General features: G+C 61.3%; 13 protein-coding genes. 2 read left to right on the forward strand and 11 right to left on the reverse strand.

Translation table 11 applies throughout. From position 1 onward, the window contains the following. The first annotated feature begins 92 nt into the window (after positions 1-92). Positions 93-1,439: an amidohydrolase family protein gene (locus DDF78_RS07720; protein WP_152581421.1), complete on the forward strand. Its 1,347-nt coding sequence runs from the start codon at positions 93-95 to the stop codon at positions 1,437-1,439. A 40-nt stretch (positions 1,440-1,479) separates the two neighbouring features. Here DDF78_RS07720 and DDF78_RS07725 read toward each other — a convergent pair whose 3' ends face one another. The 10 genes from DDF78_RS07725 to hisS all read right to left on the reverse strand — a co-directional run bounded on the left by DDF78_RS07725 (position 1,480) and on the right by hisS (position 15,541). Continuing rightward, positions 1,480-2,475 (reverse strand): D-2-hydroxyacid dehydrogenase, encoded by a 996-nt coding sequence (locus DDF78_RS07725; protein ID WP_237564605.1) that lies wholly within the window; start codon positions 2,473-2,475, stop codon positions 1,480-1,482. A 38-nt stretch (positions 2,476-2,513) separates the two neighbouring features. Continuing rightward, positions 2,514-3,896, reverse strand: coding sequence for a replication-associated recombination protein A (locus tag DDF78_RS07730; RefSeq protein WP_152581420.1), 1,383 nt, complete (start codon positions 3,894-3,896; stop codon positions 2,514-2,516). Between the two features lie 180 nt (positions 3,897-4,076). Further along, a complete protein-coding gene (locus tag DDF78_RS07735; RefSeq protein ID WP_152581419.1) occupies positions 4,077-6,701 on the reverse strand; it encodes a DEAD/DEAH box helicase in 2,625 nt (874 codons plus the stop codon). Between the two features lie 379 nt (positions 6,702-7,080). Further along, on the reverse strand, positions 7,081-7,965 hold the full coding sequence (locus DDF78_RS07740; RefSeq protein WP_237564606.1) for an HAD-IIA family hydrolase: 885 nt from the start codon (positions 7,963-7,965) through the stop codon (positions 7,081-7,083). Positions 7,966-8,139: 174 nt separating this feature from the next. After that, on the reverse strand, positions 8,140-9,288 hold the full coding sequence (locus DDF78_RS07745; RefSeq protein ID WP_152581446.1) for an amino acid ABC transporter permease: 1,149 nt from the start codon (positions 9,286-9,288) through the stop codon (positions 8,140-8,142). A gap of 44 nt (positions 9,289-9,332) precedes the next feature. Continuing rightward, positions 9,333-10,010 carry an amino acid ABC transporter permease gene (locus DDF78_RS07750; RefSeq protein WP_152581418.1) on the reverse strand — a complete coding sequence of 226 codons (678 nt, stop codon included), beginning with the start codon at positions 10,008-10,010 and terminating at the stop codon, positions 9,333-9,335. Between the two features lie 111 nt (positions 10,011-10,121). Continuing rightward, positions 10,122-10,985 (reverse strand): glutamate ABC transporter substrate-binding protein, encoded by an 864-nt coding sequence (locus DDF78_RS07755; protein WP_237564610.1) that lies wholly within the window; start codon positions 10,983-10,985, stop codon positions 10,122-10,124. Positions 10,986-11,170: 185 nt separating this feature from the next. Further along, on the reverse strand, positions 11,171-11,971 hold the full coding sequence (locus DDF78_RS07760; protein WP_152581416.1) for an amino acid ABC transporter ATP-binding protein: 801 nt from the start codon (positions 11,969-11,971) through the stop codon (positions 11,171-11,173). Positions 11,972-12,209: 238 nt separating this feature from the next. Then, entirely contained in the window at positions 12,210-14,009 is a 1,800-nt protein-coding gene (gene aspS / locus DDF78_RS07765; RefSeq protein WP_152581415.1) for an aspartate--tRNA ligase, read from the reverse strand. 86 nt (positions 14,010-14,095) lie between these two features. Continuing rightward, positions 14,096-15,541 carry a histidine--tRNA ligase gene (gene hisS, locus DDF78_RS07770; protein ID WP_152581414.1) on the reverse strand — a complete coding sequence of 482 codons (1,446 nt, stop codon included), beginning with the start codon at positions 15,539-15,541 and terminating at the stop codon, positions 14,096-14,098. 92 nt (positions 15,542-15,633) lie between these two features. Here hisS and DDF78_RS07775 point away from each other — a divergent pair, with 92 nt between their 5' ends. Then, positions 15,634-17,100 carry a DUF349 domain-containing protein gene (locus tag DDF78_RS07775; protein WP_152581413.1) on the forward strand — a complete coding sequence of 489 codons (1,467 nt, stop codon included), beginning with the start codon at positions 15,634-15,636 and terminating at the stop codon, positions 17,098-17,100. 234 nt (positions 17,101-17,334) lie between these two features. Here DDF78_RS07775 and DDF78_RS07780 read toward each other — a convergent pair whose 3' ends face one another. Beyond that, the gene (locus DDF78_RS07780) at positions 17,335-19,908 is read right to left on the reverse strand and encodes an ATP-dependent Clp protease ATP-binding subunit (protein ID WP_152581412.1); all 2,574 of its coding nucleotides are present in this window, start codon (positions 19,906-19,908) and stop codon (positions 17,335-17,337) included. Between the last annotated feature and the right edge of the window lie 74 nt (positions 19,909-19,982).

Genomic DNA, 19,982 nt, shown 5'->3' on the forward strand with positions numbered 1-19,982 from the left:
ACGCTGCGCCTGCGTGTCGCCGCAGGTGCAGCAACGCCATATGCAGGTGATACAGTAAACGAAAACCTCGCGACTTTCGAAGGAGATTGACTATGGCGATACGCAAGCGAACAACCACTGTCGAACCGTTCGCCCTTGAGCATACGAACATCGTCACCGGCGATGAGGATGGCCGTACGCTCACGGACATGACGATTGTCATTGACGAGGGCGGGCGCATTTCGCAGGTCATGCCCAGCGCGCAAATCGGCGTGCCGCAGGGCTACCATCGTATCGACGCCTCCGAGAAATTCGTGGCCCCAGGGCTTATCAACATGCATGTGCATCTTTTCGCCGATGGCAAGCCCATCAATCCCAAGCAGGCCACGCCGAAAGGCCAGGCCCTGCTTTCTGCGCTGACCCGCACTCCCGTGGGCCGTTCCTATATCCGCAGGAAAGCCGTATCAGGCATCGATACGCTGCTCAATTCCGGCGTCACCACGATTCGCACCGTCGGCGACGTGGGATATGTGGCGGTCGGGCTGCGCGACAAGATCGCTGCTGGCAAGATGCTCGGCCCCCGCATCTTCGCCTCCGGACCGATGCTCGCCTCGCCCGGCGGGCACGGGGCCCCGCTGGTGGCCTTGGAATGCGAGGACGAAGAGTCCGCCCGCACGAATGTGGAAAAGAACATCGATCACGGCGTCAACGCCATCAAAATCGCGGCCACTGGCGGCATCACCGATTCGCAGGTGCTTGGCGAGGCGGGAAGCCCGCAGATGGATGTCGAAAGCATGCGCACGATCTGCGATGCCGCGCACGCCTGCGGACTTCTGGTCGCCGCGCACGCCCAAAGCCCCGAAGGCGTCAAGAACGCGCTGACGGCCGGTGTGGACACCATTGAACACGGCAGCGCCCTCGACGACGAGCTGATCGCCCTATTCCACGAGAACCCCAACTCGCTTCACGGCTACTCCTCGCTCATTCCCACGCTGTCCGCCGGCATGTCGATCAACGCCTTCCCACGCGATGTCTCAGGCATCACCGAAATCCAGTACGAGAATTCCAAGCCTGTGTCCGAAGGCATGCTCGCCGCTGCACGGCAGGCGCATATGAACGGCATTCGCGTCGGCGTCGGCACTGACACCGGCATGACCTTCGTCACTCAGTACGCCACATGGCGCGAACTGTATCTGCTCGCCCATTACGCCGGGTTCACTGCGGCCGAGGCGCTGCACGCCGCGACGCAGGTCAACGCCCAGATTCTGGACATCGGAGACGAGACCGGATCCATCGAGGTCGGCAAGGCCGCCGATCTGCTGGTGCTCGACGCCGATCCGACGCAGGATCTGCGCACGCTCACCTCGCCGAAGCTCGTGGTCGCCGCAGGACGCCCGGTGTGGCGGCCGAAGGTCAAGCGCTTCGACGACATCGACACGATGCTTGACGAGCGTCTCTAGAGACGGTTGCCCTGCTGCCCGTTCATCAACCGTCGTCAACTCAGCGGCGACGGTTGATGAACGGCTCCCCGGACGCATACCGCCGCACATTTTCGAGCGCGATTGCGATAATAGCCTCGCTCGTCTGCGCGAGATGATTACCGCCTGCGACATGCGGCGTGACCAGGCAGTGCGGCTCATCCCACAGCGGATCATCCGCAGGCAACGGCTCTGGCTCGGTCACATCGAGCCCCGCGCCACGAATGCCGCCATCGCGCAGCACATGCAGCAGCGCCTTGGGGTCGATGGCGTCGCCGCGTCCGGCATTAATCACCACGGCGCTGGACTTCAGCAGGCCAAGCCGACGCGCATCCAGCAGATGATGGGTCTGGGGCGTGGAGGGAACCGCCATCGCCACAACGTCAGCGAGCCGGAGCAGCTCATCAAGATCTTCGAAGCCATACATCTCATCGATGCCGTCGGCACCCTGATCGGCATTCCTGCGCACACCATAGGTGCGCATACCCACTGATTTCGCCAGTTTGGCGAAGCATGAGCCGATATCGCCGGTGCCAATCACCACGGCTGCCCCGCCCTGCGGGCTCAGCACCTCGCCTTCGTCTGCCCAGCGATGTGCCGCCTGGTTGCGCGTATACTCCGGAAGCTGCTTCATCAGCGCCCACATCAACGCGAACATATGCTCTGAAACAGTGCGCCCGTAAGCTCCGGTGGCATTGGTGACGGCTACGCGCTCGGCCAGCACGCCGGGTGCCACGTAGCGGTCGACGCCTGCGCTCGTGGTCTGCAGCCATTCCAGGCGCGGGCATTGCGCGGCGTCGGCGGTCGGCACATTGCCGATGATCGCCGTCGTCTCGGGACGCAAGGCGGCAGGAAACTCGGCATGCCATATCATGCTTGCAAGGTCGGCAGGGTCGTTGACGAACTCCTGTCGGATGCCATTGGCGGCTTGGGAGAATCGCTCGCGCTGCTCGGCGTTCAACGGCAAGGTATTGACGATAAGGCGCGGAGTACTGGAATCATGCTGCATTATGCTCATAGCTCTAATCTAGGCCATCGTGCTGGCCTTCCGGTTACCTACGCTTCACGCGAATCGGGTTTGCTGCCGTGCAGCATCGAGCGAATGCGCTCCAAACGCGGGCCGAGCTCATGCTCGTAGCCGCGCTCGTTGGGGTGGTAGTACTCATGGCCGACCAGCTCATCGGGCATGTACTGCTGCGCGGCGACTGCGCCGGGCGCGTCGTGAGCGTACTGGTAGCCTTCGTGGTTGCCCCAGGACTTCATGAGCTTGGTCGGCGCGTTGCGCAGATGCAGCGGCACCTGGCCGATCAGTCCGGCGTCCACATCGGCGAGCGCAGCGTTAATCGCGTTGTAGCTGGCATTCGACTTGGGCGCGGTAGCCACGGCGATAGTCGCCTCGGAGAGAATAATGCGCGCCTCGGGCATGCCGATCATCGCAACGGCCTGCGCTGCGGCCACCGTCACCTGCAATATCTGCGGCGCGGCCATGCCGACTTCCTCGGCCGAGGCGATCATGATGCGCCGGGCGATGAACCGCGGGTCCTCCCCAGCCCTGAGCATGCGCGCCAGATAGTGCAGCGCGGCATCGGGGTCGGAGCCGCGCATCGATTTAATGAAGGCGGAGATCACGTCGTAGTGGTCATCGCCCTTCTTGTCATAGCGCACGGTGGCCGCGTCCATGACCTTGCCGACCACCTCCGGCGTGATAATCGGCTTGCGAGCGCCCTTTCTGCGCTCCTTGTCACCGGTGACCGCGCCTGCTGCAGCTTCGAGAATCGTCAGCGACTTGCGCGCATCGCCCGAAGCCATACGGATGATCTCATCGATGGCCTCGTCACTGGCCTTCACCTCGCCTTTGAGCCCACGCTGGTCGTCAAGCGCGCGCGTAAGCAGCACCTGCAAGTCCTCAGGCTCCAAAGCTTCGAGCTTGACCACCACGGAACGGCTCAGCAGCGGCGAAATCACGGAGAAGCTCGGATTCTCAGTCGTGGCGCCAATGAAGGTCACATCGCGGTTCTCCACGCTGGGCAGCAGCGCGTCCTGCTGCGATTTCGAGAAGCGGTGCACCTCGTCGATGAACAGCACGGTTTCGCGCCCCTGCGCCACCAGCCGCTCATGCGCCCGCTGCAGCACCGCGCGCACATCCTTGACCCCGGAGGTGACTGCCGAAAGCTCCTCGAACACACGCCCCGACTGCTTGGCGACGATATAGGCCAGCGTCGTCTTGCCGACCCCAGGAGGGCCGAACAGGATAATCGAACTCGGCGCAGTCAGCGAGCCCTTCGACGCGGGATTCGCCAGCCGACGCAACGGCGAACCCTCCCCCAGCACGCGATCCTGCCCCACCACCTCAGCCAGCGTCGAGGGCCGCATCCGCACCGCAAGCGGCCGCGTCATATCCTCGGGCGCATCGGCCGCGCCAAACAAATCCTCAGTCATACTGCCAGTGTAGTCAGGCCGCTCACCGGCAAAGCCTCGAGCCAAACAATCGCAACCGGCACACCACAGCCTTCGCGTTGCGCGAGACTGCTTGTGTAAGACTGCACTGTGCAAGACTGCACAGTGCAGAACTACACAGTGCAGACTTACACATGCAGTCGATGCTGCGGCAAACCTATGTCACACCGTCGCGACTGGGCCGACGTGGTAGTCGGCGAAGACGACTTCGCCGCCTTCCTGCGTGGCGTCGAGGTCGACGGTGCCGGTGATGGCCCAGTCGTGGTCGCCGTCGGAGTCGTCGATGATCTGGCGGACTTTCCACGTGTGCTCATCGCGCTCGTGGGCGTCGTCCAGGATGAACAGCTCACCGCTGCGGGCCTTCGCGTCGATGCCGACGTACTCATGCTGGTCGTAGTAGTCGTCGAGCGTGTCCTCCCACTCATGCACGTTGTAGCCCCAGTCCTTGTCGAGCGCGCCAAGCTCGGCGGGCTTGTCGAGGTCCATGAGCTGGACGCGGCGGAACACAGCGTTGCGGATGAGCACGATGAGCCCACGCCGGTCCTCGACCACCTGATGAGCAGCGCCCGGGGCGGCTGCGGACAGCGCGTCGAGTTCGCTTTGCGAGGCATCACCGGCATGCTCCCATTCGTCGATGAGGCTCGAATCGACCGAGCGCACGACGACGCGCAGCCAGGAGATCACATCCTCAAGCTGCTCGTTGCGCTTCTCGACCGGCACAGTGCGGGCCAGCGACCGGTAGGCGTCCGACAGGTAGCGCAGCAGCGTGCCCTCAGAACGCGCGATGCCGTAGCGGGAGATGTACCCCGTGAAATCGCTCGCCGTCTCGACCATGTCGCGCACCACGGATTTGGGGCTCAGCCAGTAGTCGTTCGCCCACGGCACATCCTTACGATACTGCTCGAAGGCCGCGTCAAGCAGCTCCTCCAAGGGCTTGGGATAGGTGACCTCCTGCAGACGCTCCATGCGCTCTTCGTAGTCGAGCCCGTCCGCTTTCATCGTCGCCATCGCCTCGTCTCTGGCTTGGCGTTGCTGAGCCTTGAGCACCTGGCGCGGGTCGTCCAGCGTAGCTTCGACCATCGAGATCACGTCGAGCGCATAGCTGCTTGACTCAGTGTCGAGCAGTTCCAGCGCGGCCAGCAGGAATGGCGACAGCGGCTGATCGAGCGCGAAGTTGTCCGGCAGATCAATAGCGAGATAGTAATCCTTGCCGCCGCGATCGTTGTCTTCCACCTCGATGAACTCGGAATCGAACATCGTCTGGAATATCTCGCCAACACGATTATGCAGATGCTCTTTCTGATCCGGCGTCTGCGCCGAGTCGTCAACGAGCTGGTCGAGCCGTGCCCGCGCATCGCCGCCCTGGGCGACTTCGTTCAAGACCATCGCGTGCGTGATGACCATATGCGGCACCAAGGTCTCCGGCTCGGCATCGACCAGCTTCTCGAAGGTGCCCTTGTTCCAGGTTACGAAACCCTCGGGAGCTTTTTTGCGCTTAATTTTCTTGAGCTTCTTCGGGTCGTCGCCCGCTTTGGCGATCGCCCGCGCGTTCTCGATCTCGAATTCGGGTGCTTCGGCCACGACCAAGCCTTCGGTGTCGAATCCCATGCGGCCCGCGCGGCCCGCGATCTGATGGAATTCGCGGGCGCGCAGACGGCGCATCTTCGTGCCGTCGAATTTGGTCAGCGCGGTCAGCACCACGGAGTGAATCGGCACGTTGATGCCGACGCCGAGGGTATCGGTGCCGCAGATGACCGGCAGCAGGCCCTGCTGCGCGAGTTGCTCGACCAGGCGCCGGTAGCGCGGCAGCATGCCGGCATGATGGATGCCCACGCCGGTGCGCAGCAGTCGTTGCAGAATCTTGCCGAAGGCCGTCGTGAACTTCGTGCCCTTCATCGCCTCCGCAATCGCCTTGCGCTGCTCCTTGCTCGACACGCCGGTTCCGGCCAATGCCTGCGCGGTTTCCAGCGCGGCATCCTGCGAGAAATGCACGACGTAGATCGGCGTGTCCTGCCGGTTGAACAACAGCTCCACGGTCCCCGCGAGCTGCTTGTCGGTGTACTCGTAGCTCAGCGGCACCGGCCTAGGCGCGTCCGCGATGACATCGACATCCGTGCCGGTCATCGTCTCGAGCTTGTCGGCTATCGCGTCGACATTGCCCAGCGTGGCGCTCATCAGCAAGAACTGCGTATGCGGCAACGTCAGCAGCGGCACCTGCCACGCCCATCCGCGCTCGCGGTCGCCATAGTAATGGAATTCGTCCATCGCCACGCAGCCCACATCGGCGTGGCTGCCTTCGCGCAGCGCCTGGTTCGCCAGAATCTCCGCCGTGCAGCAGACGATCGGCGCATCGGCGTTGATGCGTGTGTCCCCCGTGATCATGCCAATGTTCTCGCGCCCGAAAGCCTCGACCAAGTCAAAGAACTTCTCGGAGACCAGCGCCTTGATCGGCGCGGTGTAATACGATCGCCTGCCCGTGCACAACGCGGCGTAATGCATGCCCAGCGCCACCAGCGACTTGCCCGAGCCGGTGGGCGTGTTGAGCACCACATGGTCGCCGGCCAGCAGATCAGTGATGGCCTCCTCCTGATGCGGCCACGGCTCGATGCCCTTGACCTCGTCCACCCAATCGAAGAAGCGCTCGTATATCTCGTCAACGTCGATTGCGCCGCCTTCGTCGCCCCAGCGCGGCGCGAGCTCGCCCAGTGTTCGTTTACTCAGTATCTGCTCACTCAGTGTTCGTTTACTCAGTGTTTGTTTATCGTTGTTTTCCTGTGAATCCGCCATAATACGCCAAGTCTATCGTTCAGTCGTTACCGAGCAGGCATCCGCGCCCATATATCCCTCACAGGAATGTAGCGAGACAGATGGGCAGGTAGTCGCGACCGTTCCCCCGTTTGATATTAGCGGTGTGCAGGACTATCTGGGTGCCAATACGGCCAGCAAAGCAGGCCTTGAACTTATCAAGCGAAGCCGTCGCATACGGTTTCAAGATGAAAGTACAATGAATATATCACGGATTCAAAGCGAATCATCTATCAAAATTGCACGGATTCAAAGCGAAGTAAAAAAAACTCTGTCTCGTTTGTGACAGTTATGCTGAATAAGTGTCACAAACGAGACAGAGTGCACACCTGCCACGTGATAGGGAATCCGACGCCTGCTGCTACTTGCGCTTTGCCGCAGCAGTCGACGTCGGCTGAACCAACTTCGCCGGTCCTTTGGGTTCCTTGGGCTGTTCGAGCGTATCGGGATGCGCGCCTTCGGCCAGTGGGATCAAGTCCTTGATGCTGTTGACGACATGCGAAGGCTTAAAGGGGAATTTGTCAATCGATTCGGCCGAGGAGATGCCGGTGAGTACAAGGAAGGTCTCGACGCCAGCCTCAAGGCCTGCACGGATATCGGTGTCCAGCCGGTCGCCGATCATCGCCGTGGTCTTGCTGTGGGCGGCGAGCTTGTTGAGCGCCGTCCTGAAGAAAATCGGGTTGGGCTTGCCGATGAAGTACGGCTCGAAGCCCGACGCCTTGTGAATCATCTCGGCCACCGCTCCGGCAGCGAGCAGATCACCGCTGGACGACGGGCCGGTGTAGTCAGGATTCGTGCAGATGAAGCGCGCGCCGCCCTGAATAAGCTGGAGCGCACGAGTCAGCTGCTCGAAGGAGTAGTTGCGCGTCTCGCCGATGATGACATAGTCCGGGTTCTTGTCGGTGAGCACGTAGCCGACATCGTGCAGCGCCGTGGTCAGCCCCGCCTCGCCGACAACATACGCCTTTCCTCCCGGCATCTGCTGGCTGACGAATTCAGCCGTAGCCAGTGCGCTCGTCCAGATGTTCTCCTCGGGAATGTCGATGCCGCTGGCATGAAGCCGCCAGTTCAAATCGCGCCGCGAGAAGATCGAATTGTTGGTCAGCACTAGGAACGGCGTGCCGGCCTCTTTCAGCGTTTCGATGAACTCGACAGCACCAGGAAGCGCCTCGTCCTCATGAACGAGCACCCCATCCATATCAGTGAGCCAGGCCTGTATGCCATGATTCTTCATTGATTCATTCATACGCCCAGCATACCCCATTGACGCCGCTCACCGTAGACGCGCTCCGCGCAAAATACAAAAGGAGGGGCGCAGCATGATTACTCATGCCACGCCCCTCCTCGCGGAGTTCAGCGCCGTTTATTCAGCATCCTCTGTTCAGCGCCATCCACTCGGTGCCGCCCATTTCTTGCCGGACTAATCATCCTTGCGTTTATCACTATCGAGCCCGGGAATAATCGGCTTGATGAAGTCGGGAATCTGCAGGGAGCGCATATCGATCTGGGTCTCCGGATGCATGAAATCGTAGCCTTGCACGTATTCGACATGCTGCCAATCCTGAATCGCGGCATTCGAACCCTGATAGCGTACATGATGCTGGAGCGGAGCACCGCCGAAGGGCAGTTCCTCGCTTTCCTTGGCGACCGCTATCTGGCTGCGGTTGGACGCATCAAGAATCGCAATCGGGGCAAGCGGCTCAGTCTGTGCATCGCCTGTAGTGCGCCGCTGCATGCGCTTGGGAAGCCATTCGGCGAACTTGGAGAGCAGCCAGCAGATGATGAAATAAATAATCGTGGCAATGACCAGCGTCTGCAGAATGTTGAAATACGAAGAACCCAGGCGACGGGATTCCTGCAGCAGCTCGGCATAGACGATAATCGAGCCGAGCGCGGTATCCTTCAACACCACGACGAGCTGGGTGACTGCGGCGGGCAGCATGGCGATAACAGCCTGCGGCACCTCCACCGACAGCAGAGAGCGCAGCGGACTCATGCCCAGCGCAGTCGCGGCCTCGCGCTGGCCTTTGGGCAGATTGCCCACGCCGGAACGCACCAGTTCGGCGATCACCGAGCCGTTGTACAGAATCAGCCCTAGCACGACTGCATAGAATGCAGCCTGGTCGGAAATGCCCATCGACGAGAACCAGCGCCAGAAGAAGATCATGAACATCAGTACCGGCACGGCCCTGCAGAACTCCACAATGACCGAGCATATGGCGCGCACGATCCGCGTGGGCACAAGTCGTCCGATGCCGAAGATGATGCCGAAAATCACCGAACCGATGACTGCAGCGACCGAAGCCTTCAGCGTGCCGAGAAGACCGGGCAGGTAGAAGTTGATCCAGGCGTCGCCCGACACTGCAGGCTTCCACAGCGCGGCGCTCAGCTGGTTCTGGCCTTGCGGTGGGTTATGCAGCCGCATGAGCACGAGCACCACAAGCGCCACGAATACCAGTATGCCAATCGTATTGGCCACTGCGATCTTGCGTTTGGCGCGAGGACCGGGCTCATCGAAAAGAACCGATGCGGAAACGTTCTTCTTGCGGCGTCGCGGCTGCTGGGGCATAGTGGGCGTGGAAACAGCTGCACTCATCATATTCGATTCTCCACTCATCGTCTCACCGCCAGTTTGTTCGAAAGCCATGTGGTCAGCAAACCAATCGGGATGATCAGAATGACGTAGCCAAAGGCGAAGATAAGGAATATGGCGATGATCGCGTTGGCGTTGTCTTCGATCATCGTGCTCATCAGGCTTGAGCTCTCAGTGGCCACGGAGGCGGCTGCGGCGACGGTGGAGTTCTTCAGCAGGGCGATGAAGGTATTGCCCAGCGGTGCCACAGCACCGCGGAAGGCCTGCGGAAGTATGATCTGCGAGGCCGACTGCACAAAGTTCAACCCCAGCGAACGAGCCGCCTCGGACTGGCCAAGCGGCACGGTGTTGATGCCTGAACGCAGCGACTCGCACACGAAGGCCGCCGTGTACAGCGAAAGCCCCGCGGTCGCCAGCCAGAAGAAGTTGGTATCGAAATTGTTCGAGAACTGGAACTTAAGCTGCCCGAACACGCCGAGCACCATGAACACCATGATAATGGTCAGCGGCATGTTCTTGAACAGCTCGACATAGCCCGAAGCGAATGCCCTCAGCGAAGATACCGGCGATATGCGCATCGTCACGAGCAGCACGCCAAGTATCAGCGAAAACAGTGCGCTCCACAGCGTCAGTTCGATATTGACCACGAACGCGCCAACGATATTGTAATTGCTAAAAAGATTGATCAGAACATTCATAGCGCCCCATCCACATCTGGCGACGCATCCCGCAGACGCGCCGCACAACCATCCTTATGCCATTCGTGGCGTTGACAGGACCGCAGCCCCGCCAACGCCACGAAAAACGGACTACTTATCCTGAATCCAGCTCGCGTCGCCGATCTTGGTCGGCGGGTTGAACTTCGCGTTCGGCGTGTAGCCGGTGCCCTTGGTGGCCTTCTCGACAGCCGCCTTCCACGATCCATCCTTGATCATGTCTTCAATGGCGGCGTTGACCTTCTTGACCATCGCGGTGTTGCCCTTCTTCACGCCGATGCCATAAGGCTCTTCGGAGAACGGCGTGCCGAGCACCTTGAGCTGCCCATTGCCCTTGGCCGCAGCGAGGCCGGCGAGAATGATGTCATCCGTGGTCACCGCATCCACGGTTCCCGATAGTAGCGCGGTGACGCACTCGGCGTAGCCCGGCTGCTCCATAAGCTGCGTGTTGTGCGAGAAATCGTCCTTGACATGCTGGGCCGAGGTCGAGCCGGTGACGGAGCACAGCTTCTCGCCGTCCAGGGCCTTCGGTCCGGTGATCTTCTTGTCATTCGCCCGGACCAGGATGTCCTGCGCCGCCACGAAGTACGGGCCTGCAAAGTCAACGACATCAGCGCGCGACTTGTTCATGGTGTACGTAGCCACGACCAGATCCACGGTGCCGTTCTGCAGCAGGCTCTCACGCTGCTTGGAAGGTGCTTCCTTCCACACGATCTGATTGGCGGAATAGCCAAGCTTCTTCGCCACGTACGTAGCGACGTCCACATCGAAGCCGCTGTAGCTGCTGCCCTGCTTGAAGCCGAGACCCGGTTGATCGAACTTGATGCCGATGGTGATCTTCTTCCCGCCGCCATCGGAGGATCCGGACGACGAGCCTCCGCACGCCGCCATCGATGCCATCGTCGCGACGGTTGCCACCGCTGCAATCGCCTTCATTACCTTACCCATGCGCTTCATCATCAGATGCTCGCTTTCTCTTCTTCAGTGATTGTTGGATACAAATTGACAAATTGCCATTGTGTTGCCATTGTGCGACCGGTCATTCCCTGCTCAGCCTCCGTCGTACGCACACAGACAGCACATCATGCCTCTGGTTTATGCGCTAAGCCGCATATAATATGCGTATATGCAGCCCACGCACATCAGTGCGTCAGGATCTTGCCCAGGAAGTCCCGGGCCCTCTCGCTCGTCGGATGCTCGAAGAACTCTTCGGGAGTTCCCTCTTCGAGGATCTCGCCATCGGCCATGAACACGACGCGGTTCGCAGCCTGACGGGCGAAGCCCATCTCGTGGGTGACGACGATCATCGTCATCCCCTCCTTAGCCAAGTTCACCATGACATCGAGAACCTCGTTGATCATCTCGGGATCCAGCGCCGAAGTCGGCTCGTCGAAGAGCATGACCTTGGGATGCATGGCCAGTGACCTCGCAATGGCGACGCGCTGCTGCTGGCCGCCCGAAAGCTGCACGGGCAGCTTGCTCGCCTGCGTATCCACCCCGACGCGCGAGAGCAGTTCAAGGCCTTCTTTCTCCGCATCGGCCTTGAACGTGCCTCGCACCTTGCGCGGGGCAAGGGTCACATTGTCGAGAATCGTCTTGTGCGAGAAGAGATTGAAGGACTGGAACACCATGCCGACCTCGGCGCGAAGCTTGGTGAGCTTCTTGCCTTCCTGAGGGAGCGGCTGTCCGTCGATGAGAATCTCGCCCGAATCAATCGATTCAAGACGGTTGATCGTGCGGCACAGGGTGGATTTTCCCGAACCGGACGGGCCGATAATCACCAGCACCTCGCCCTTGGCTACCGAGAGGTTGATGTCCTTGAGCACATGCAGGTCGCCGAAGTACTTGTCCACATGCCGCAACTCGACCAGCGGACTCCCCGTCTCCTGCCCGGCAGCTGATTTCGTCAGGTTTTCGACAGGGGTCGAATCCAGAGATGTCATACGCGTCGCTCCTCTCCTAAAGCAAAACTTGTGTTTATCGTAGCCACAGAATATTACGGTTGAGTGCAAATCAGGCCGACACGGTGTGTTTTACAGAATTTTACTGCTCCGTGAAAGCATCGTGTCGGCCTGAAAACTAAGGCGTGAAACCTTATTTTCCGTCAGCTGTCCAAACTGCGAGACAACCAGTGCATCGGATGATCAATTGCATACGTTGGTCTGCCTGATCTGCCGCCGCTCAGTTCTTGTCCTCGTCCGGGTCGTAGTCGACGCCGGTTTCGGCGCGCTGCGCGTCCGAGATCGGGGCCGGAGAGCCGGTGAGCGGGTCGCGGCCACCGCCAGCCTTCGGGAAGGCGATGACGTCGCGGATGGAATCAGCTCCGGCGAGCAGCGACACGGTGCGGTCCCAGCCCAGCGCGATACCCGCATGAGGCGGGGCGCCGTACTTGAACGCCTCAAGCAGGAAGCCGAACTTCTCCTGCGCTTCCTCGGGTTCGATGCCGAGCACATTCAGCACGCGGTCCTGGATGTCGTCGCGGTGGATACGCACGGAGCCGCCGCCCATCTCCTCGCCGTTGCACACGATGTCGTAGGAATCACTCATCGCATGCTCGGGGTCCTTGTCGAAGGTGTCGATCCAATCTGCCGAAGGCATGGTGAACGGATGGTGCATCGAGGTCCACTTGGAGTGGCCGACCGCTACATCGTCGTCATCAGGGTCGTCGGTGCGCTTGAACAGCGGGAAGTCGACAACCCAGGTGAACGCGAATTCGTCCGGATGCAGCAGGCCTGCGCGGCGAGCCAGCTCGACACGAGCGGCACCGAGCAGCAGCTGCGAGGATTCGCGCGAACCTGCGGCGAAGAACACCGCGTCGCCGTCCTCGGCGCCGACTGCGGCCTTCAAGCCGTTGCGCTCGTCATCGGAGAGGTTCTTGGCAACGGGGCCCTTGAGCTCGCCGTCTGCCGTGAACTGCACGTACGCCAGACCCTTGGCACCGCGCTGCTTGGCCCATTCCTGCCAGGCATCGAACTGGCGACGCGGCGTGGAGGCACCGCCCTTGAACACGATCGCGCCGACGTACGGGGCCTTGAACACGCGGAACGGGGTGTCCTTGAAGTATTCGGTGAGTTCGACAAGCGGGTTGCCGAAGCGCAGATCGGGCTTGTCGGAGCCGTACTTGTCCATGGCGTCCTGCCAGGAGATGCGCGGCAGAGGCAGCGTGATCTCATAGCCACGCGACTTCCAAATCGAAGCGACGACCTGCTCGGCCATGCCGATGACGTCTTCCTGGCTCACATAGCTCATCTCGATGTCGAGCTGGGTGAACTCGGGCTGGCGGTCAGCGCGGAAGTCCTCGTCCCTGTAGCAGCGCGCCAGCTGGTAGTAGCGCTCGACGCCACCGACCATAAGCAGCTGCTTCAAGAGCTGCGGCGACTGCGGCAGCGCGTACCACGAACCGGGCACCAAGCGGGCCGGCACCACGAAATCGCGTGCGCCCTCCGGCGTGGACTTAATGAAGGTCGGGGTCTCCACCTCGGTGAAGTCCATATCCTCCAAGGCATGGCGGGCAGCGCGGGTCATATCCGAGCGCAGCTTCAGGTTGCTTTGCATCTGCGGGCGACGCAGATCAAGGTAACGGTACTTGAGGCGCACGTCCTCGCCGGGAAGCTTGTTCTCAGACTCGTTCTCAAGCGCGGTCGAGACCTGGAAGGGCAGCGCGTCGGACTTGGCAAGCACGGTGAGCTCGCGCACCACGACCTCGATCTTGCCGGTCGCCAAATGCACGTTCTCATTGCCTTCGGGGCGTTCGCGCACATCGCCGACCACCTGCACGACGAATTCGCTGCGCAGCGGGCGCGCGATCTCCTCGTCGTTGATGACGACCTGCACCAAGCCGGTGCTGTCGCGCAGATCGATGAAGGCCACGCCGCCGTGATCGCGACGCCGATCGACCCATCCGGCGAGCGTCACCGTGCTGCCGATAAGCGCCTCGGTCACCTCGATGGCATGATGTGTTCTGTAAGCCGTGCGGCCCATGCTGCCTCTATTCCTTGAATCCTTGTCAATCCGTAACATTTTCCATGCCGCGCCTGAAGCGCGACCGCCTTGCAAAGCCTTGGAAATCAGGCCTTGAGACTGACGGTTTGCCGAGCGTACACAGTATCCGGCTCCCACGACTTGATATCGGCCGGCCGCTGCTCGCCGGACATGATGTCGCGCACCTCGTCGCCGGGCGTTTCGCCGTTTGCTTCCGTGGTCGCTTCGTCGTTCTGCTCGCTGTTCTGCTCGCTGCCTTGCGCCGCCTGCGCCGGGAACCAGACATACGGTATGCCGAGCTTGTCCGCATACTTGATCTGCTTGCCGAGCTTGACGGCCTTCGGCGCGACATCAGCCGCAATCCCCCGAGCTCTCAGCGCATTGGCAATGGCGTTCGACTGCACACGGTCCGCCTCATTCCACACCGCCACCAGCACCACGGCGGGAGAGACGCGCGAAGCCCGTGCGCCTGCGGTATGCAGCATATACGACACCAGCCGCGACAATCCAATGGACAGGCCCACTCCCGGATAGCGCTTGGAGCCTTGCGTGGCCAGATTGTCGTAGCGCCCGCCCGAGCAGATAGAGCCAAGCGAGGCCGCGCCATCGAGGAAGGTCTCGTAGACCGAACCGGTGTAGTAATCCAACCCGCGAGCGATCTTCAAATCCGCAATCACCGAGCCGGGGCGTATCTTCGCCGCCTCATCCACAATCATCGCCAAGGTGTCGAGTCCTTCGCGAGCCAGCGTGTAGGCGTCGCTGTCATGGCTGATGGCTTGGCTTTCGCATAGCACGTCGAAGCGCTCGGCCAGCTCGGTGCCATTGGCGGCAGTCAGCTCGGCAAGTGCAAGGCAGGCTTTCGCCTGAGCCTCGTTCGCTCCACAGGACTCGACCAGCAAACGCGCCACTTCGTCCGCGCCGACCTTGTCGAGCTTGTCTATCTCGCGCAGCACGCCTTCGATGTCGCTTAAGCCCAGCCCGCGATAGAACCCTTCGGAAAGCTTGCGGTTATTGGCGTGCACCGTGGCCTTGGGCAGACCGAACGCACGCAGCTCCTCCAAGGCGCTGACCATCACGAGCGGCAATTCGACCTCATAGTGCGCCGGAAGGTCGCCGTTGCCCACCACGTCGATATCGGCCTGCACGAATTCGCGGAAGCGGCCCTCCTGCGGGCGCTCGCCGCGCCACACCTTCTGAATCTGCCAGCGTTTGAAGGGGAAGGCAAGCGCACCCGAATGCTCGACGACGTACCGGCTCAGCGGCACGGTCAGATCAAAATGCAGGCCGAGCCGGTCCTCGATCGGCGTGTCGGATTCATGGCCGACCTCCTGCAGCCGGGAGAGCAAGTAAATCTCCTTGCTGGTCTCGCCTTTTTTGAGCAAACTCGAGCCCTGCTCCACCGCGCGTGTCTCGATGCCGATGAAACCATTCAGCTCGAAAACCCTACGTAGCGTATCGATGACGCGCTGCTCCACAACCCGCTCGGAGGGAAGCCACTCCGGAAATCCTGATATTGATGCACCTTTTGACACGATTCCCTATAATAGGTGAAGTCGCGGAAAAAACACGGGAACAACTCCCGCGCCTGCGTACCCTGTGCACCACAAGCCGTAAGGAGCTGGCCATGGCCGACGAAACCGTCACCGAATCCGAACACACCCCACAGACCCCCGAACAGGCTCCGACGCCAGCGGCTCCAGAGCAGTCTGGCGCCTCGCAGCCGGCCGCAGCCCCTACGCCCAAAGCTCCTGCCAAGGCTCCGGTACCCAAGCCTCACGTTCCCTCCCCCGCCGCGCTGGCGAAGAAACCGGCCCAGCACAAGGTCCCGGCCGCTGCGAGCATTTACTCCCAGGCCGATATCAAGGCATCCGAATCCTTCGGGCGCGTAGATGAGCAGGGCAATGTTTTCGTGCGCGAAGGCGAATCGGAACGCGAAGTCGGGCAGTTCCCGGGCGCTACCAACGAGGAGGCGCTGAGCCTGTACGCGCACCGCTTCCTCGATATGAAAGCGAAGCTCGAAGTATTCGCCGCCCGTCTGGAGGCCGCGAACATCAAGCCCAAGGAGATCAACGATTCGCTCAAATCCCTTGGTGAAGAAGTCGCGCAGCCGGCCGTCGTCGGCGATATCGCGTCGCTGCAGGCACGCTACGAGGAATTGAAGAGCGCCGGCGAGGCCAAGAAGGAAACGCTGGCCAAGGCCCATCAGGAAGCCGTGGCGAAGGCCGTGGCCGAACGCACTGCAATCGTCGAGAAGGCCGAGGCGCTGACCGCGTCCCTTGGCGACACGACGAACTGGCGTTCCACCGCCGACAAGTTCCGCTCCCTGTTCGACCAGTGGCAGCAGCATCAGCGCACGTCAGTACGCATCGACAAAACCGATGCCGACGCACTGTGGAAGCGCTTCTCCTCGGCGCGCACCACATTCAACCAGGCGCGCCGCAAGTGGGCGCAGAATCGCGACAACGAACGCAACGAAACCAAGCGCCTCAAAGAGGAAATCATCACCGAAGCCAACGAACTCAAGGATTCGACGGCCTGGGGCGATACCTCGCGCAAGTTCAACGAGCTCATGGACCGCTGGAAGCAGACTGGCCGCGCCGGGCGCAATGAGGACGATGCGCTGTGGACGCGCTTCCGCGAGGCCGCTGACACCTTCTTCAACGCGCGTCAGGCCGATCGCGAGCAGACGGACTCCTCCGAACGGGATAATCTAGTCAAGAAGGAGGAACTGCTGAAGAAGGCCGAAGCACTGGTCCCGGTCAAGGACGCCAAGGCAGCCAAGCAGGCTCGCCAGGCGCTGGCCGCCATCCAGGAGCAGTGGGATGAGATCGGCTATGTGCCGCGCGAGGACATGCGCCGCATCGAGGGTCGTCTTGACGCCGTCGACAAGCAGATCAAATCCGTTGAAGATGCCGAGTGGAAGAGCCGCGACCCCGAGGCCGACGCCCGCAAGTCGAGCTTCGAGGAGCAGCTGACCGCTCAGCTCGCCGAACTGGATGCCCAGATTGCCGCTGCAAGCGATCCCAAGAAGAAAGCCAAGCTCGAAGCCGAAAAGGCCACCAAGGAGCAGTGGCTCAACGCCGTGAAGTAAGACAACCCCTGCGGATTCTTCGGCAACTGGCGGTAAACGGCCACTGACATGTGCTCAGCGGCCGTTTACCGCCAGTTGTTTTGGGTAATGGTGGGAAAGAGCCGCTGACTTGCGCCAAGAGGTCGTTCGCCGCCAGTACGCAACGAGAATGGCCCGGTTGCCAACCTGCATCAACAGGTTGGCAACCGGGCCATTACTGTATGTCTTCCGGGCTAGTACTACTCAGCGGCCAACTTACTCGGCAGTGCCGTTGCTGGGGTTCTCGCCTGATTCATCCGCATCGGACACGCCTACGGATGCGCCGACCAGCTCGCCTTGTGGCTGGGGCTCTTCGAAGGCCTCACCCTTGAAGGTGAACTCGCCCAGAATGCCCTCGCCCTCCGAATCGACCAGCACGCGCTGACCGTCTTCGAGCTCGCCCATAAGAATCTGCTCGGAGATGGCATCCTCGATGTCGCGCTGGATAACGCGGCGCAGTGGACGTGCGCCCAGCAGCGGGTCGAAGCCCTTCTGCGCGAGCAGGTCCTTGGCGCTGTCAGTCAGCTCGAGCGACATATGACGCTCGAAGAGACGATCGTTGAGCTGGCTGATGTCGAGGTCAACGATCTGACGCACCTGCGGCTCAGTGAGCTGCTGGAAGACGATGATGTCGTCCAGGCGGTTGAGGAACTCGGGGCGGAACTGCTGCTTGAGCTCGCTCGTGACCTGGTCCTTCATGCGCTGATAGCTCGTTTCGGCGTCCGATCCGAGGTTGAAGCCGGTGTTGGCCGCCTTGGCGATGTCGCGCGTGCCGAGGTTGGTGGTCAGAATGATAATCGTATTCTTGAAATCGACCTTGCGCCCTTGGCCGTCGGTCAAATGGCCGTCGTCCAGCACCTGCAGCAGCGTGTTGAAGATGTCAGGGTGGGCCTTCTCGATCTCATCGAAGAGCACGACGGAGAACGGCTTGCGGCGCACCTTCTCGGTGAGCTCGCCACCCTCCTCGTAGCCGACGTACCCCGGAGGCGCACCGAAGAGCCGCGAGGCCGCGTACTTCTCCGAGAACTCGGACATGTCGACGCGAATCAGCGCGTCCTCGTCGTCGAACAGGAACTGCGCGAGCGTTTTGGCCAGCTCGGTCTTGCCCACGCCGGTAGGGCCGGCGAAGATGAACGAGCCTGCGGGCCGCTTGGGATCCTTGAGCCCCACGCGCGTGCGCCGAATCGAACGGGACAGTGCCGAAACGGCTTCGTCCTGCCCGATGATGCGCTTGTGCAGCTCGGATTCCATGCCCAGCAGCTTCTTGGACTCGGCCTGGGTGAGCTTGAACACCGGAATGCCCGTGCTGCTCGAAATCACCTCGGCAATCACGTCTTCGTCCACGACCATCTTGACGTCGGAGCCGCCTTCGCGCCAAGAGGATTCCTTCTCCTTGCGCTGGGCTTCCAGCTTCTCCTGACTGTCGCGCAATTCGGCGGCCTTCTCGAAGTCCTGATCCTTGATCGCCTGATCCTTCTGGCCGGAGATCGTCGCGATCTTCGCATCGAGCTCCTTGAGCTCGGGCGGGGCGGTGAGGCGCTTGATACGCAGCCGCGCACCAGCCTCATCGATCAGATCGATGGCCTTGTCGGGCAGGTTGCGATCCTGGATGTAGCGCGAGGAAAGCTCGGCCGCGGACTGCAACGCACCGTCGGTTATCGTCACATGGTGATGATTCTCGTAGCGTTCACGCAGTCCCTTAAGAATCTCGATGGTCTCGGCAATCGTCGGCTCATGCACCTGAATGGGCTGGAAACGGCGTTCCAGCGCGGCATCCTTCTCGATGTACTTGCGGTACTCGTCGGTTGTCGTAGCGCCGATGGTCTGCAGCTCGCCACGCGCCAGCAGGGGCTTGAGCATATCGGAGGCGCCCAGTGCGCCATCCGCGCTGCCTGCGCCGACGATGGTGTGGATCTCATCGATGAAGAGCACGATATCGCCGCGCGTCTTGATCTCCTTGAGCACCTTTTTCAGGCGCTCTTCGAAGTCGCCGCGATAGCGTGAGCCGGCCACCATCGAACCCAAGTCAAGCGAGTACACCTGCTTGTCCTTCAGGGTCTCAGGCACGTCTCCTGCGCTTATCTTCTGCGCGAGGCCTTCGACGACGGCGGTTTTGCCGACTCCCGGTTCGCCTATCAGCACGGGATTGTTCTTCGTGCGGCGCGAAAGCACGACCATGACGCGTTCAATCTCGCTGGACCGCCCGATGACCGGGTCCAGCTTGCCTGCGGCGGCCTCGGCCGTGAGATTGCGGCCGAACTGGTCGAGAATCGCGGAGCCGGTCTGCCGGCCCTTGTCCTGCACGCCGCCGGCATTGGCGAGATCGGCCTTGCCGTTGGCGTCCGAGGAAGAGGAATTGCCGCGAATCATATCGATGGTGGAGCTGCGCAGTTCGCCCAGATCCACATCCATCTTGATGAGCACCTGAGTGCCCACGCCTTCGCCTTCGCGTATCAGGCCAAGCAGGATATGCTCGGTGCCGATATAGCTGTGCCCCAGCTGCAACGCCTCGCGCAGACTCAGTTCCAAGACCTGCTTGGCATGCGGCGTGAACGGAATATGCCCGTTCGGCGCGGCATTGCCCTTGCCGATCATCTCCTCGACCTGCTTGCGGGTGTCTTCGAGGTTCACGCCCTTGGCGGCGAGCGCCTTGGCGGCGACGCCTTCGCCTTCGCGTATCAGGCCGAGCAACAGGTGCTCGGTGCCGATATAGTTGTGCTGAAGCGCTCTGGCCTCTTCCTGCGCCAAAACGATCACACGCCTGGCACGGTCGGTAAACCGTTCGAACATGCTTGTCCTTCCACTTCTTGATAATCCACTTCACTCTACCGATTCGCGGTGACGTTTATTTCCGGGCGTTTGCG

This window comes from Bifidobacterium tibiigranuli, assembly GCF_009371885.1.
GTDB lineage: Bacteria > Actinomycetota > Actinomycetes > Actinomycetales > Bifidobacteriaceae > Bifidobacterium > Bifidobacterium tibiigranuli.

What these genes read in the sequence shown, in the direction of transcription:
- DDF78_RS07750 (WP_152581418.1), bottom strand. Translation starts at nt 10,010, where the DNA reads ATGAATGTTCTGATCAATCTTTTTAGCAATTACAATATCGTTGGCGCG.
- DDF78_RS07730 (WP_152581420.1), bottom strand. Translation starts at nt 3,896, where the DNA reads ATGACTGAGGATTTGTTTGGCGCGGCCGATGCGCCCGAGGATATGACG.
- DDF78_RS07725 (WP_237564605.1), bottom strand. Translation starts at nt 2,475, where the DNA reads ATGAGCATAATGCAGCATGATTCCAGTACTCCGCGCCTTATCGTCAAT.
- DDF78_RS07760 (WP_152581416.1), bottom strand. Translation starts at nt 11,971, where the DNA reads ATGACATCTCTGGATTCGACCCCTGTCGAAAACCTGACGAAATCAGCT.
- DDF78_RS07735 (WP_152581419.1), bottom strand. Translation starts at nt 6,701, where the DNA reads ATGGCGGATTCACAGGAAAACAACGATAAACAAACACTGAGTAAACGA.
- DDF78_RS07755 (WP_237564610.1), bottom strand. Translation starts at nt 10,985, where the DNA reads ATGAAGCGCATGGGTAAGGTAATGAAGGCGATTGCAGCGGTGGCAACC.
- aspS (WP_152581415.1), bottom strand. Translation starts at nt 14,009, where the DNA reads ATGGGCCGCACGGCTTACAGAACACATCATGCCATCGAGGTGACCGAG.
- DDF78_RS07720 (WP_152581421.1), top strand. Translation starts at nt 93, where the DNA reads ATGGCGATACGCAAGCGAACAACCACTGTCGAACCGTTCGCCCTTGAG.
- DDF78_RS07745 (WP_152581446.1), bottom strand. Translation starts at nt 9,288, where the DNA reads ATGCCCCAGCAGCCGCGACGCCGCAAGAAGAACGTTTCCGCATCGGTT.
- DDF78_RS07775 (WP_152581413.1), top strand. Translation starts at nt 15,634, where the DNA reads ATGGCCGACGAAACCGTCACCGAATCCGAACACACCCCACAGACCCCC.
- DDF78_RS07740 (WP_237564606.1), bottom strand. Translation starts at nt 7,965, where the DNA reads ATGAATGAATCAATGAAGAATCATGGCATACAGGCCTGGCTCACTGAT.
- DDF78_RS07780 (WP_152581412.1), bottom strand. Translation starts at nt 19,908, where the DNA reads ATGTTCGAACGGTTTACCGACCGTGCCAGGCGTGTGATCGTTTTGGCG.